Below are 14,186 nucleotides of genomic sequence, written 5' to 3' on the forward strand. Positions count from 1 at the left end.
CCGGCCCCGCCGCTGTTACGATGGCAGCCAGATCCCGGCTGCCCCTTTGAAAGGCCTCAATGACTGTTGTACCCCTGCCGCTTGAGCAGAACCACCGCGGCGATACCCTGGTCCACGGTTCCGACGGCGGCTCCGAAGTCCGGCGTTCGGTGCTGCCCGGGGGAGTGCGGGTGCTGACCGAGGCGATGCCCGGCCAGAGGTCAGCCACCATTGGTTTCTGGGTGGGCGTCGGATCCCGGGACGAGGCCCCGGGACAGCATGGTTCCACACACTTCCTGGAGCATCTCCTCTTCAAGGGGACCAAGCGCCGTACCGCACTGGAGATCGCTTCGGCCTTTGACGAGGTAGGCGGCGAGTCAAACGCGGCCACGGCCAAGGAAAGCACGTGCTACTTCGCCCGGGTCCTGGATTCCGATCTGCCCATGGCCATTGACGTGATCGCCGACATGATCACGGGCGCTGTCCTGGATCCGGCAGAAATGGAGCAGGAACGGGACGTCATCCTCGAGGAAATCGCCATGGACAGCGACGACCCCACCGACGTCGCCCACGAACACTTTGTGTCAGCAGTTTTGGGCAGCCACCCCTTGGGCCGCCCCATCGGCGGCACCCCGGACGCCATCAAGGCTGTTGCGCGTGACTCCGTATGGGAGCACTACCAGCGGTATTACCGGCCGGACGAGCTCGTGATCACTGCGGCGGGCGGCCTGGAGCACGACGTCGTCTGCAACCTCGTGGTGGACGCTCTTGAGTCTGCAGGGTGGTCGTTGAAGGCGGACGCTGCTCCCGTGGAGAGGCGCTCCACCGACCGGGCCCTGATCACGGGGACGGCAGGCCTCCACGTGGTCAAGCGCGCGGTGGAGCAGGCAAACATCATCATGGGCTGCCCTACGATCGTTGCCACCGACGAACGGCGCTACGTCATGAGCGTCCTGAACGCCGTGCTTGGCGGAGGCATGTCGTCGCGCCTGTTCCAGGAAATCCGCGAGAAGCGCGGCCTGGTCTACTCCACGTACTCCTTCGCTTCCTCCTACGCCGACGCCGGGTACTTCGGCATGTACGCCGGATGCACGCCTTCCAAGGTGCGCCAGGTCCTGGACCTGCTCGGCGAGGAACTGGACAAACTGGCAGAGCACGGGATTACCGAGGACGAACTTCGGAAGGCTGTGGGCCAGCTGGGCGGCGGAATCGTCCTGGCCCTGGAGGATACAGGGTCGCGAATGTCGCGGCTGGGCCGGGCGGAACTCGTTTCCGGCGAATACCAGGACATTGATGAAACGCTCAGGCTCATCAAGGCCGTCACGGCAGAACAGGTCCAGGACCTTGCCGCGGAGCTGGCAGCGGCACCCCGGACGGTCACTGTCGTCGGGCCCTTTGAGGAAACGGAAACGTTCGGACTCTGACCCGCCGAAGGCAGGTCTTACCGCGGGAGGTGAGGGGACTGTGGAACGAACCCCACCCAACCGCGGCCCCGGCGCATTGGCGGACTTCCTCGGCCACTGGCGGGGGAGTACCCGGTTCGCCGCCGGCCCGTGGGGCCCGGAGCGCACTGTTGACGCTGAAGTGACATACAGGCCGGTGGCCGGGGGCTTCGCGGTGGTGCAGAGCTATCGGCACGTGGAACCGGACGGGACACATTTCGAAGGCCACGGAATTTTCACGCTGGATACGGACCACCACAACGTTTTCTGGTACTACGTGGACAAGGTGAGCCCAATCCCCGACGCACCGGCGCGGTGCACCTGGCACGAGGGTGCCCTCAGGGTGGAACGCCGCGGCAGCGCCGGATGGACCCGTCATACGCTGAGCGCCAACGGGGGAGTGCTCACTCATGTGACAGAGCTTCGCACCCGTGGAAACACCCCCGCGGGGGACGAATCCGGCGGCGGGGCAGACGGGAATGGCTCGGCCTATGTTCCGTTCATGACCTCAACGTTCCAGCGAAGCTGACGTCTGCAACCCTTCAACCGCCCGAGGCACGCCGTTTCAGTAGTGCAGCAGGCTCCTGGCCGTTGAGGCGTCGGCCGGCAGCACAGGGGGCATGGCATAGAAGGCATCCCACAAACTGTCGTCAGCTGGCAGATCGGCCGGGTCCACAAGATTTTCACTGGGTGGCTCTTCAGGCGGAGGTTCCGCCTGTACGAACGCGGGTGGCCATACTGGTGGTTCCCAGTCGGGGTGTTCGCTTTTGTAGTGCCGGCCGGTGGGGGAGGTCCAGCCGGGTGGTTCGTTTTGGGTTGCTGTTGTGGGTGTCCAGGTGCCGTGGTGTTTGAGGCGGTGGTGTTTTGGGCAGAGTTGGGCCAGGTTGTTGATTCCGGTGGTTCCGCCGTGGTGCCAGGCGTGGAGGTGGTCGGTGTGGTTGTCTGGGGAGTTGTTGTTGCAGCCGGGGAAGGTGCATTTTCCGTCCCGCAGCTGTAGTGCCTGCTGCATGGCTTTGGTGAGCCGGTAGCTGGTCCGTCCGATTTCCAGTGGTGCCCCGTCCCTCGGATCCACGAGSACCCGGTGGAAGGAGGTGGCGCCGTCGGCGAGGAGTTGCCGTGCCATCGAGGCGGGGATGGGGCCGTACCCGTCCAGCATTGCGGGTTCGTCGGTGAGGCCCAGCAGTGCGAACACCGGGACGGTGACCAGGACCTGGGCGTTCGGGACCGGGACTGTGGCGGTGTCGGCGTACCGCCCGTGACCGGCGTACCCCTTGTCGTCGGCAGGGTCCGCGGGATCGTGTGTGCCGGTGCCGGTGGCGGTGCTGGTGTTGGTGTTGGTGTTTGTTGTTTTGGTGTCTGTTGCGGCCAGGGATGCCAGGCCGATTGCGTCGTGAGGACCGTCGGCGGAGTTGTCTTTGCTGGTGTGTTCGCTGGTTTCCGGGGCGGGGTTGAGGGCTGGTGCTGCGCTGAGGAGCAGGTGGGCGAGGGTGTCGGCCCGGAGTTGGGTGAGGGTGCGGGGTTCGTCCGGTCTTTGGGCGCCGCGGGCGAGGGCGGTGATCCTGTTCCAGATGGCTAAGCCCTGGTGGGCGGGGAGGCAGGCGGAGATCCAGGTCATGCCGTCGCGGTCTGGGCTGTGCTCTACTCTCCGGTCGGCGACGCTTTTGGTGTGGCGTTTTTCGAGGGATTCGGGGTGGTGGCGTTCGCGCCAGTTGCGGRCTTTGGTCCGGAACCGGGAGGGGACSARTTTACCGGCGGCTGCTCCGCGGGCAGGGTTGGGGGCGTCCGGGTCCAGGAAATGGGCGACAAGGTTGGCGGCGCCGGCGGGGCCCAGGCTGTCGGTTTCGTCGGCGATGATTTTGGCGTGCTGCCAGGAGATGGTCCCGACGGAGAGGGCGTCGAGGGCCGGTGCCAGCGGCGGGGAGCAGAGCTGACGGGATTGGGTGACGAGCGCCCCGGCGGCCGCGGAGCTGATGGTCAGGACGGCGGCGATTTCCTCAACCGCGGACATCTCGGCATAGGTCCGCTCGTGCACGGGCGCCTCGGGCGGGGTCATCGCGTGTTGGACGTCGACGCACTCGGCTGCGTCCCGGGCCTTGAGCGCAGCGAGCTGTGCTTCCAGGAGCGCCACGGCYGCCAACCGGTCCAAACGGAGTTCGTATTTACGTTGCAGCACATCAACCCCGGCAGCGGCTGCCGCTGCAGTCTCCAGCGATGCATCCTTGACGAATAGCGCCTGAAGGGCAGCAACGGAGGCATGAATGCCCTTCATTGCTGCTGTCCCACCGACGCCGTGTCCCATATGAACATCATCCATGGAGGCACCGACAATTGGTCCGGGTCCGGGTCCGGGTCCGGGTCCGGGTCCGGGTCCGGGTCCGGGTCCGGGTCCGGTAGAAGAGCGGACCCCAGCAGCCAAAGCGGCAGGGAACAGCGTTGCCGCACCATCCGCCTGGGTTGTCGGGTGAATCTCCATATGAACATCATCCAGCGAGGCACTGACACTCTGAGGGGATGCGGTTGATGTGCGGACCCGAGCGGCCAGTGCGGCAGGGAACAGCGTTGCCGCACCATCCGCCTGGGCTGTCGAATCCATCTCCATATGATCATGATCTACGGAGGCACTGACATTCCGAGAGGACGCGGTTGAAGGGCGCACCCGAGCGGTCAGCGGGCCGGAAAAAGCGTTGCGGGCACTGACATTCCGAGGCGATGCTCTCCGACGAACCGATCGCGGGCGGGCGACCAGGCAGCAGCCAAGGTGCTCCTAGCCCCCGGCGAAGGGAGGCAACACATCCACCACGTCGTCGGCGTTCAGGACAACGGAATGGTCACGCACGGCGACTTCATTCAGCAGGAAGCTGCTTCGGGACAGGATGCGGGGCAGCAGGGGAGTGCCTGCAGGAGGCTCGGGGCGCTCCACCGACAGAACGGTCTCCAGCAGGTCAGCAACAGTGGAACCCGGCGCCAGGTCGAAGCACTCTTCCTCCACCCCTGCCGCAGCGCGCGCGGCAGCGAAGTATCGTACGTTCAAAAGATTCAGCCCCCGATGGCGCTCATGCTGCGGTCCGGCTGGACGAAGTCCGGAGCGTCAAGTCCCACGTGGTCCATTCCGTGAGCCTTAGGTTTAATCCACATCGCATCCTGCCACCGCTGGGCAAGGGCCTCGTCGCTGGCCCCGGAACGCAGGAGGCCCAGCAGGTCGAATTCTTCCCGCGAGAACAGGCAGCTCATGATTTTGCCCTCTGCCGTAATCCTCGTCCTGCGACAGTCTGAGCAGAACGGCTCGGTGACCGAGGCGATAATCCCCACGGTTCCCAGCACAGGGCCGGCAGCGTCATCAGCGGAGCCAGCCACCCGGCGTCGTACTTCAAAGCGCTCCGCCGGTGCGCCGTCACGCGCGCGGGGATCAGCGCTGAGGAGAAAATCAGTGGAGAGCAACTCGCGGATTTCGGCAGCCGTGATCATGTTCCGGCGCGTCCAGCCATGGTCCGCGTCCAGCGGCATCTGCTCAATGAAACGCAGTTCGTAGCCGCGTCCGAGTGCCCAGGCGAGCAGCGATGGCGCCTCGGCGTCGTTGATGCCGCGCATCAGTACCGCGTTGAGCTTGACCGGGCCCAGGCCGGCTGCCCAAGCTGCGTCCACCCCGGCAAGTACCTGGTTCAGGAACGGCCTGCGCGTCAGTTGGGTGAAGGTTTCCTCATGGAGGGAATCAAGTGACACGTTGATGCGGGTCAACCCTGCCGCCTTCAGCGGCGCCGCCTTTTTCGCCAGGCCAACGCCGTTGGTGGTCATGGAGATGGGCAGGCCGGGGTGGTTGCTGCGCAGCGCGGCGATAATGTCCACCAGGTCGTGCCGCACCAGGGGTTCTCCGCCCGTAAGCCGCAGTTCCCGGACTCCCAATTGCTCCACGCCAATGCGGACAATCCGGACGATTTCCTCCGCCGACATGACCGCCTGCTTCGCCAGCCACTCCAGGCCTTCTGCGGGCATGCAGTAGGTGCAGCGCAGGTTGCATTTGTCCGTCAGGGACAGCCTCATGTCCGTGGCACGGCGTCCATAGCGGTCTGCCAGTCCGGCCGGAGCATCAGCGGGGCGGGCAGCCGGAGCCGACGGCAGGGACGCTGCTTCCTCCCGCGGCTGGGGCATGCCTAGCTGGATGCTCATGAATTCAGGCTACGCCACGTTGGGCTGTGCATCACACCTGTGACAGCTCGAAGGGCGGCAGCAGAATACCCGGCGGAATTCACGGCAGGGCCGGCGCCACCTGTACTCCGCGAACCTATGCTGGAGGTGTGGACAGCTCCCAGCCAAGGCAGGCAACGCACGACGGCGGGGCCGGGCTGCGTGGGCCCGCGCATCCTTCGCTGCCGCACCAGTCAGTGCCACGCCTGAAGGGGCGGTGGGCAACGGCCGCAGGGGCAGTCGCGGTGGGCAGCGCCGTGGTGCTGGGGGAGCTGTTGGCGGGTATTTTCAGTCCGTCGTTGTCGCCGCTGACCGCTGTTGGCGGTGCGGTCATCGATGCCGTTCCTCCTGGTGTCAAGGACTGGGCCGTGGCGCTGTTCGGTACTGCCGACAAGGTGGCTCTCCTGGCGGGAATGGCTTTGGTCATGGCCGCCCTTGCCGCGCTGGCGGGGGTGTTGGAGTATCGCCGCCGCTTTATGGGCGCCTTGGTGGTTGCCGTCTTTGGGCTCGTCGGCCTGGTGGCCGTCCTGACCCGCGCCCAGGCCACCCTTAACGCGATGGTGCTGCCAGTAGTCACCGCAGTCGCCGCCGGAGTGCTGCTCAGGTTCCTGATTCGCCGCCTGCAGGAGTGGGGGAGCGCGGGAGCGGAACCAGCGTCCCAGGAAGCGCCGGCCCGCCGTCGCTTCCTGCAGGCCGTGGCAGGCGGAGGCGCGTTCACTGTCCTCGGCGGAGCTCTGACGGGCGTATGGCGTGGTGCCGCCGCCGTCGCCAGTGAAGCCCGGAGCCGCGTGACGCTGCCCGTCCCCGCATCACTGGCGCCGCCCATACCGCCAACCGCGGAGGCGAAAGTCGACGGCATGCAACCACTGGTCACCCCCAACGCCGACTTCTACCGCATCGACACCGCGCTGGCGGTTCCCGCCGTCGACCCGGACACGTGGGTCCTGAAAGTCACGGGCATGGTGGACAAGGAGGTGGAGTTGACCTTCGCCGAGCTCTTGGCCAAGCCCATGGTGGAACGCCACATAACCATCGCCTGTGTGTCCAACAATGTGGGCGGAGACCTTATTGGCAATGCCCGTTGGCTGGGCTGGCCGGTCCGCGAACTGCTCAACCTCGCAGGCCCGACGGCGGGCGCAGACATGGTGCTCTCACGAAGCGTGGACGGCTGGACCGCAGGCACGCCCCTTGAGGTGCTCAGGGATGGCAGGGACGCCCTGCTGGCCGTCGGAATGAATGGCGAGCCGCTGCCCCTTGAGCACGGATTTCCGGTGCGGCTGGTGGTGCCAGGGTTGTACGGGTACGTGTCGGCCACCAAATGGGTCACCGGGCTCAAGGTCACCCGGTTCGCGGACGACGTCGCCTACTGGACTCCCCGGGGCTGGTCGGAGCGGGGCCCGATCAAAACGTCCTCAAGGATCGATGTGCCACGGGATGGCCGGCCAGTGAAGGCGGGAATGGTGATGGTCGGCGGCATCGCATGGGCCCAACACACCGGGATCGACAAGGTTGAGCTCCGCGTGAACCGCGGCCCATGGCAGCAGGCGGAGCTGGCCGAAGGCATCTCCCTTGACACCTGGTACCAATGGAAACTGGGCCTGGAACTTCCGGAAGGCCAGTACGAACTCCAGGTCCGCGCCACGGACCTGGCCGGCACGGCCCAGGACGAGGAGAGCCGGCCTGTCGCCCCGGACGGAGCCACCGGCTTCCACACGATTAGAGTGGATGTGAAACCCTGACGGCTACCGAAGGCGGAACCATGACCAGCCCGCAACACCATGGAACGTCTGTAGGGCAAGCCCCATCCCAGCCGGAACACCAGCCCGGCGACCAGGGGCCACACCGGTTGCATCGGGGCGGGCACCAGGCACGGTCCGTGGCTGACCATGCCGCCGCGGTCGCGGAACTGTTGCAGCATCTGCGGGCACCGGAACGGGCGCAACTGGTGCCCCTGCAGCAGGCGCTGGGCCGGGGCCTGGTGAACGCCGTCCGCGCTCCCATCAGCCTGCCGCCCTTCGCCAACTCGCAGATGGATGGCTACGCCATCCGTTCTGTTGACGTGCCCGACGGCGGCGCGGAGCTGCGCATTATGCCCCCCGTTCCAGCCGGAGCAAGCCCTGCACCACTTCACCCGGGCATGGCCGTTCCGGTCATGACCGGTGCGATGCTCCCGCAGGGGGCCGACGCCGTCGTCCCCATTGAAAGGGCCATACCGGACCGTTTCCTGCCGCACACCGGGCAGGACACGGTGCGGCTGCCTCCGGCAGCCCGCGGCACCTATGTGCGGGCAGCAGGCAGCGACGTGGAGGCGGGCAGGACGGCCCTGGCCGCCGGAACCTTCCTGGGCCCGGCCCAGCTGGGGCTGCTCGCGGCGCTGGGGATTCCGGAGGTTACGGTCTACAAAGCAGTAACTGTCCTGCTGGTCACTACCGGCGACGAAGTGGTGGAGCCCGGCCAGGAGCTGCCTGCCGGCAAGATCTACGACTCCAACGCCACCCTCCTTGAAGCAGCCATGAAGCAGGCGGGACTGAACGTCCGCCGCACAGGCATCGTCACCGACAACCCGGACCGGCTTCGCACGCTGCTGCGTGCCGAGCGCGACGCGGTGGACCTGATCGTCACCACCGGCGGAGTCAGCCAGGGCGCGTACGAGGTGGTCCGGCAGGCGATGCAGGACCAGCCCGTGGACTTCCTGCATGTGGCCATGCAGCCGGGTGGTCCGCAGGGGATCGGCACCTTCGAGGGACGCCCGTTCCTGGGCTTCCCGGGAAACCCGGTCAGCTGCCTGGTGTCCTTTGAAGTGTTTCTCCGCCCGGTCCTGGCCGGCCTGCTCGGCGCACCAGCGCCGCGCCTGCCCCTCCGCGCCCGCCTCGGCCAGCCCCTCACATCTCCCGAACACAAACACCAGGTCCGCCGTGGCACCCTGCAGCCCGACGGAACGGTGGAACTGCAGGGCGGGGAAAGCTCGCACCTGATGCACGCGCTGGCCGGTTCCAATGTGCTGGTTCATGTCCCGGTTGGAGTGGCCGCGCTCGCGGCAGGGGCAGAGGTGGAAGTATGGATGCTGTGAATGCAGAACAACTTCCGGCCTCACTGACGCACCTGCGCCAGGACGGCAGCGCCCAGATGGTGGACGTCTCCGCCAAAGCCGAAACCACCCGCGAGGCCACCGCCACCGCCACGGTCCACACCACGGCAGAGGTCGTGGCCCTGCTCGGCTCGGGCGGCCTGCCCAAGGGAGACGCCCTGGCCGTGGCACGGGTTGCCGGAATCATGGCCGCGAAGAAGACCCCGGAACTGATTCCGCTGTGCCATCCGCTTCCGTTGTCCAAGGTCACCGTGGACTTTGAGCTTGGCACGGAGTCCGTCGCCATCCTGGCAACGGTCAAGACCCGCGGCGTCACCGGCGTGGAAATGGAAGCCCTCACGGCAGCCTCCGTCGCGGCCCTGAGCGTGTACGACATGATCAAGGCCGTGGACAAACACGCCGTTTTGAATGACATCAAAGTGCTTGCCAAGAGCGGCGGCAAGAGCGGGGACTGGACACTGTGAGCAGCCCCAGCATCCTGAATGTCCCGGAACCCCATCGCCACGGTGACGTCCAAGGCCGGAAGGCCGGCGTCGTCATCGCTTCCACCCGGGCCGCCGCCGGAATCTATGACGACGAAACCGGCCCCGTGATCACCGACTGGCTGACAGAACACGGCTTTGACGTCTTCCCTGCCATGGTGGTTCCCGACGGCGAGCCCGTGGGCGCAGCCATCCGCGCCCTGCTGACCCAGCGCCCCGCCGTCGTCATTACCAGCGGAGGCACGGGCCTCAGCCCGGACGACCGGACACCGGACGTCACGCTGCCGCTGCTGGACCGCGAGATCCCCGGCATCATGGAAGCCATCCGACGCGCCGGCGTCGCGAAAACGCCGCTCGCGGCACTCAGCCGCGGTTACGCGGGTGCGGCCGGAAGCACCTTCATCATCAACCTGCCCGGGTCACCTAAAGGGGTGATGGACGGACTCACCGTCCTGGATCCGGTGATCGGGCACCTTTGCGACCAGTTGGAAGGCGGACATGGGCACTGAAACAGCATTCGAGGTGGTCAGCGCGGTCCTGAGCGCGGAGCCCATCTCCGTTGACCAGGCCATTGCGGCAGTGGAAAGTGACACCGCCGGGGCGGTGGTCAGCTTCAGCGGCGTGGTGCGCAATCACGACGGCGGCAAGGCGGTCAACCGCCTCAGCTACAGCGCCCATCCCACGGCCCACCAGGTGATGGCCGACGTCGTTGCCCGCCTGGCAGCGGAACAAACTGCAGAGGCACAAGGGGCCGGTGGTGCTGCCTCCCAGCCCGTGCGGATCTGGGCAGCCCACCGGATCGGCATGCTCGACATCGGGGATCCCGCGCTTGTGTGTGCCGTCTCCGCAGCCCACCGCGGCCAGGCCTTTGCCGTGTGCTCAGAGCTCGTGGACAGGATCAAGGAGCAGGTGCCCATCTGGAAGGAACAGTTCTTCGCCGACGGCACCGTGGAATGGGTAGGCGCGGGCAGCTGATCCTGCTGTTCAGGCTGCCTGCCTCACCATTCCCTCCCGCAGGTTCCTGCGAGGTAACGCACACTCCGCAGTTCCCGTGCGCCGCAGGCCCACCGGTAGGGTTAACGCCATGACCGAACAACACTCTGCTCCCATGCCCGTTGCCGTGCTGGGCGCGAATGGGCGCATGGGCGCCGAAGCCGTAAAAGCCATTGAAGCCGCCCCTGACATGAAGCTCGTCGCCGCACTGGGCCGGGGAGATTCGCTGGACCAGCTCACCATTGCGGGGGCACGCTTCGTGGTGGACCTGACGGTTCCGGAAAGCACTGAAGCGAACGTGCGCTTCGCCGTTGAACATGGCATCCACGCCGTTGTCGGCACCACCGGCTGGGACGCCGGCAAACTGGCCGGGTTGAAGGACCTGCTGGCAAGCCGGCCTGGGACCGGTGTGCTGATCGCCCCCAATTTCGCCCTTGGCTCGGTGCTGGCCTCCGCCTTCGCCGCGAAGGCATCCAAATACTTCGAGTCGGTCGAAATCATTGAGCTGCACCACCCGGACAAGGTGGACGCGCCGTCGGGCACGGCAGTCCGGACGGCCCAGCTCATCGCCGCCGAACGCAGCGCCGCCAAGGTGCCGCCCAGCCCCGATGCCACCACCAGCGAACTTTCCGGCGCACGCGGCTGTGAGGTGGACGGCGTTCGCGTCCACAGCGTACGGCTCCGCGGCCTCGTCGCCCACCAGGAAGTCCTGCTCGGCAGCGCCGGCGAGCAGCTCACCCTGCGCCATGACTCCTTTGACCGCGCCTCCTTTATGCCCGGCGTACTGCTTGGCCTGCGCGGCGTCGCCGCACATCCCGGGCTCACGGTGGGCCTTGACGGCTACCTGGACCTGGGGCTGTAGCCGTGGGCGGGTTGGTTGCGGGCTTCCGGAAGAACCGCACCAAAATCTGGGTGGGGGCAGTCACGCTCCTCCTGGTCTTCTACCTGGTGGTGTCCTTCCAGCGCTCGGTCCTGCTGCTGACGGACAGCAACCCTGCCGCCGTCGCCATCGGAGCCGCCTACCTCGTGCTGCCGGTGATTGGTGCCTGGGCGCTCGTCCGGGAACTCATGTTCGGAGCCCGCACCGAGCAGATGGCGAAGGTCCTCGAGGCCGAGGGCGGCCTTCCCGTGGACGAGCTGCCCAGGACCCCGGCGGGGCGGATTGTCCGTTCCGCAGCGGATGCGGAGTTCGAGAAGTACCGGGCGGAGGCTGAAGCAGCACCGGAGGACTGGCGTTCCTGGTTCCGGCTGAGCTGCGCCTACGACGCTGCCGGCGACCGCAAGCGCGCCCGCGCCTCCATGCGTGACGCCGTCAAGCTCTTCCGCGGCCAGGTTCCGGCCTAGCTGGTCCCGCCACCGGCCCGGCCGCCAGCAGCCTTCTGGTCTAGCCGGCGGCCTTCCGGCCTAGCCGCCCCCGGCACCGGGCCGGCCCTGCTGCTCGCTGCAGCGGTGCATCCAACGGCGGTGCACTCAGCGCAGGGCCTTGGCGTTGCCTCGGCCCACCTGGTTTGCCGCATGCCCCAGCCATTCCAGGGGCCCGCGCCACTTCAGCAGCACGAACACTATGCCCACAATCACTGCTGTGGCGGCGTGGGCGAAGTACATCGCGTCCTCAGTCCACCCGGCCGGGAGCGGCTTGAGGTAGAAGCCCGAAACCACCCACACGTGGACGGAGTAGAGGGTCAGGGTCATGGCGCCCGCACCGCGAAGCGGCAGCAACAGGTCCAGGGCCACCCACTCGGCCAGCCTGCCCAGCAGGAGGAAGGCCCCGATTACCGCCGCTGCCACGGCGGACGTATGCAGCAGGTCAAGCGGCGTGGCCGAATGGGGCGCCGCCGAGGCCAGCCACCACCAGGACCCTTCCTGCGGGATGCCCGTCAGGTTTACCTGCAGCACGCTGTGCAAGGGATAGCCGGGGGAATCAAGCAACTTTTCCAGGGCAGCCCGGCCGCCCCAGCTTTCCATCGCAGCGTTTCCCAGGGATTTGGCCAGGACGGCAACGATGGTGCCGCCGATCAGGAGCACCCACGGGACGAGGGCCTTGTTGAGCATCAGGCGGCCGACGACGAGCCCCACCAGCAGGTAGGACAGCCACTGGAAGACGGGGTAATAGCCGGTGAAAAAGAGGTCCGCCAGGAGCCGGGTGGGGGTGGACAGATCCTCCCAGGAGGGGTTGTGGCCGAGCCTTAGCGGCGGGTTCGCAGCCAGCAGCCAGGGGCGCAGCAGGTACGCCAAAACCGGTGAGGCAAGGATCCAACCGGCTGCCCATCCGACGAGCGGCTTCAGCTTCATGCCCAGGAACGGCAGGACGCACAGGAACAGCACTGCGTAGTGGACCAGGATGATGGCCAGGTTCACTTCAAGGCCGCCCAAGCTGAGTCCGACGGCGGCAATCACCAGGGCGCGCAGGGCAACGCCGCGCCGGGCTGCCGACAGGTCCGGGCCATCCAGCGGCTTGTGCTTGCCCGTGGACAAGGCAAGGCCAACGCCTGCCAGCACTGCGAACAGTGCGGCTGCCCGGCCCGAAAAGGTCAGGCCGATCCAGGTGGGGGTCAGGTCGGCGTTCGACTCGAACGTGGGAAGCAGATGGGTGGCCATCATCCCCAGCAGGGCCAGCCCGCGCGCCGCGTCAATGCCATGCAGCCGGCCGGGCACGGACCGGCTGGCGGCCGTCCTGGAAGAGGAGGCGGCGTTACGGGAGGTCATGCCCAGATCGTCTCACACCTGCCTGTGCCGAAGCTGTCAACAAATACTCCTTGTGTTCGAATATATGTTCGAATAATATGGACCGCATGCAAACCCCATCACCCGAAATCCCCGCTTCGGAGTCACAGCATGCCGGGCCACTGAAGGCAATGAGCCCGGGTGTTGTTGACTACCTCTTCCGCCAGCTGGTGACTGGAAAATCCTCCGAGGATATCCAGTGGGAGCAGGAGGGCGTTAGCCTGTCGGCGCAGCCGGAGGGGGCGGAGCTCGCGCGCCGGCTCGGCGAGACGGATATCGACGCCCTGACTCCGGTAGAACTGTTCCACTACGTCCGGGCAGCCCAGCGGCTGGCTGCGTGGGCGGAAGGGCTGAGACAGTCGGCAGTCGGCAGGTACTGCCAGCCTGGTCCTGGTGAACCGCCACGCGCTCAAAGGGACCGCTGCTGAGGTGGGCGTCGGGGCAGCTGCCTAGGATGGAGGCGTGACCGACACCCTCCCCGTCGCCGCCATCCAGTACCAGCCCCTGGACGGAGGAATCACCGCAAACGCTGCCGAGCATGTGCGCCTCATCGAGGATGCCGATGACCACGGCGCCCGCCTGGTAGTCTTCCCGGAACTGTCCCTCACCGGCTACCGGCTGGATCTCCTCAAGGACTCCGACTCCTGGCTGATGCCGGATGACGAACGCCTAGGCGATGTCCGGGAGATCTGCCGCAGGACCGGGATTACGGCTGTTGTGGGCGCTGCCCTCCGCGAAAGTGATGGTGCGGCGCGGTTGGCATCTGTAGCCATTCATCCGGACGGCAGCACGGAAACGGCGTTCAAGACTCACCTCCACGGCCAGGAGCAAGAGCTGTTCATGCCGGGGGAGGGCACCACCCTGATCATGGTGGACGGGTGGACCATTGCACTCGCTCTCTGCTTCGACACCTCCGTACCGGCCCACGCAACCGACGCCGCTGCAGCCGGAGCTGACGTCTATTGCGTGTCCGCCCTCTATACCAGGGACGAGGAACACCGGCTGGCCCTCCACCTCGGAGCCCGGGCCATGGACAACAGGATGTTCACGCTGCTCGCCAACCTCGGCGGCAGGAGTCCCCTGGGTGACTCCTGCGGCTTGAGCGGCTTGTGGGGTCCCGACGGCTTTGCGCTGAAGCAAGCCGCGGGAACCGGCACCGAAGTTGTTCCCTGCATCCTGCAGCGAAGCCGCCTCGCAAAATACCGCAAGCACAGCGGCGGCCCCTCCGGCGGGGCGGCTGTTTGACGTTCATCACGCCGCCCCTATTGTCCTAACCGGCCGGGGACAGGGTAACGT

General features: G+C 66.7%; 15 protein-coding genes. 11 read left to right on the plus strand and 4 right to left on the minus strand.

Translation table 11 applies throughout. The annotated features are described in order from the left end of the window. Positions 1 to 59 precede the first annotated feature (59 nt). The gene (locus G6R19_RS10285) at positions 60 to 1,403 is read left to right on the plus strand and encodes a pitrilysin family protein (RefSeq protein ID WP_163164504.1); all 1,344 of its coding nucleotides are present in this window, start codon (positions 60 to 62) and stop codon (positions 1,401 to 1,403) included. A gap of 40 nt (positions 1,404 to 1,443) precedes the next feature. Then, on the plus strand, positions 1,444 to 1,950 hold the full coding sequence (locus G6R19_RS10290) for a DUF1579 family protein (RefSeq protein WP_163164506.1): 507 nt from the start codon (positions 1,444 to 1,446) through the stop codon (positions 1,948 to 1,950). Positions 1,951 to 1,986: 36 nt separating this feature from the next. Here the strand turns inward: G6R19_RS10290 and G6R19_RS10295 are convergent, their stop codons facing one another. The 3 genes from G6R19_RS10295 to moaA all read right to left on the minus strand — a co-directional run bounded on the left by G6R19_RS10295 (position 1,987) and on the right by moaA (position 5,585). Continuing rightward, positions 1,987 to 3,735: a DUF222 domain-containing protein gene (locus G6R19_RS10295; RefSeq protein ID WP_346010080.1), complete on the minus strand. Its 1,749-nt coding sequence runs from the start codon at positions 3,733 to 3,735 to the stop codon at positions 1,987 to 1,989. 450 nt (positions 3,736 to 4,185) lie between these two features. Further along, positions 4,186 to 4,452: a MoaD/ThiS family protein gene (locus G6R19_RS10305; RefSeq protein WP_163164508.1), complete on the minus strand. Its 267-nt coding sequence runs from the start codon at positions 4,450 to 4,452 to the stop codon at positions 4,186 to 4,188. 5 nt (positions 4,453 to 4,457) lie between these two features. Next, entirely contained in the window at positions 4,458 to 5,585 is a 1,128-nt protein-coding gene (gene moaA, locus G6R19_RS10310) for a GTP 3',8-cyclase MoaA (protein WP_205484362.1), read from the minus strand. Between the two features lie 275 nt (positions 5,586 to 5,860). Here moaA and G6R19_RS10315 point away from each other — a divergent pair, with 275 nt between their 5' ends. From G6R19_RS10315 to G6R19_RS10345, 7 genes are all read left to right on the plus strand, one after another. Continuing rightward, a complete protein-coding gene (locus tag G6R19_RS10315) occupies positions 5,861 to 7,342 on the plus strand; it encodes a molybdopterin-dependent oxidoreductase (RefSeq protein WP_163164685.1) in 1,482 nt (493 codons plus the stop codon). A 20-nt stretch (positions 7,343 to 7,362) separates the two neighbouring features. Continuing rightward, entirely contained in the window at positions 7,363 to 8,673 is a 1,311-nt protein-coding gene (glp, locus tag G6R19_RS10320) for a gephyrin-like molybdotransferase Glp (protein WP_163164510.1), read from the plus strand. Further along, the gene (gene moaC / locus G6R19_RS10325; RefSeq protein ID WP_163164512.1) at positions 8,661 to 9,155 is read left to right on the plus strand and encodes a cyclic pyranopterin monophosphate synthase MoaC; all 495 of its coding nucleotides are present in this window, start codon (positions 8,661 to 8,663) and stop codon (positions 9,153 to 9,155) included. Before glp ends, moaC begins: the two co-directional genes overlap by 13 nt. Then, positions 9,152 to 9,682: a MogA/MoaB family molybdenum cofactor biosynthesis protein gene (locus G6R19_RS10330; RefSeq protein ID WP_163164514.1), complete on the plus strand. Its 531-nt coding sequence runs from the start codon at positions 9,152 to 9,154 to the stop codon at positions 9,680 to 9,682. Before moaC ends, G6R19_RS10330 begins: the two co-directional genes overlap by 4 nt. Next, positions 9,672 to 10,148 (plus strand): molybdenum cofactor biosynthesis protein MoaE, encoded by a 477-nt coding sequence (locus G6R19_RS10335; RefSeq protein WP_163164516.1) that lies wholly within the window; start codon positions 9,672 to 9,674, stop codon positions 10,146 to 10,148. Before G6R19_RS10330 ends, G6R19_RS10335 begins: the two co-directional genes overlap by 11 nt. Before the next feature lie 109 nt (positions 10,149 to 10,257). Further along, positions 10,258 to 11,028, plus strand: coding sequence for a 4-hydroxy-tetrahydrodipicolinate reductase (dapB, locus tag G6R19_RS10340; RefSeq protein WP_163164518.1), 771 nt, complete (start codon positions 10,258 to 10,260; stop codon positions 11,026 to 11,028). A 2-nt stretch (positions 11,029 to 11,030) separates the two neighbouring features. Beyond that, positions 11,031 to 11,510 (plus strand): hypothetical protein, encoded by a 480-nt coding sequence (locus G6R19_RS10345; RefSeq protein WP_163164520.1) that lies wholly within the window; start codon positions 11,031 to 11,033, stop codon positions 11,508 to 11,510. A gap of 126 nt (positions 11,511 to 11,636) precedes the next feature. Here G6R19_RS10345 and G6R19_RS10350 read toward each other — a convergent pair whose 3' ends face one another. Beyond that, complete coding sequence (locus tag G6R19_RS10350; protein ID WP_163164522.1) at positions 11,637 to 12,872, minus strand: heparan-alpha-glucosaminide N-acetyltransferase domain-containing protein; 1,236 nt, start codon at positions 12,870 to 12,872, stop codon at positions 11,637 to 11,639. Positions 12,873 to 13,021: 149 nt separating this feature from the next. Between G6R19_RS10350 and G6R19_RS10355 the strand changes: the two genes are divergently transcribed. Then, on the plus strand, positions 13,022 to 13,318 hold the full coding sequence (locus G6R19_RS10355; protein WP_163164687.1) for a hypothetical protein: 297 nt from the start codon (positions 13,022 to 13,024) through the stop codon (positions 13,316 to 13,318). 34 nt (positions 13,319 to 13,352) lie between these two features. Further along, positions 13,353 to 14,135 (plus strand): carbon-nitrogen hydrolase family protein, encoded by a 783-nt coding sequence (locus tag G6R19_RS10360; RefSeq protein WP_163164524.1) that lies wholly within the window; start codon positions 13,353 to 13,355, stop codon positions 14,133 to 14,135. Positions 14,136 to 14,186 lie beyond the last annotated feature (51 nt).

Source organism: Arthrobacter sp. Alg241-R88 (assembly GCF_900537115.1).
Taxonomy (GTDB): Bacteria; Actinomycetota; Actinomycetes; order Actinomycetales; family Micrococcaceae; genus Arthrobacter.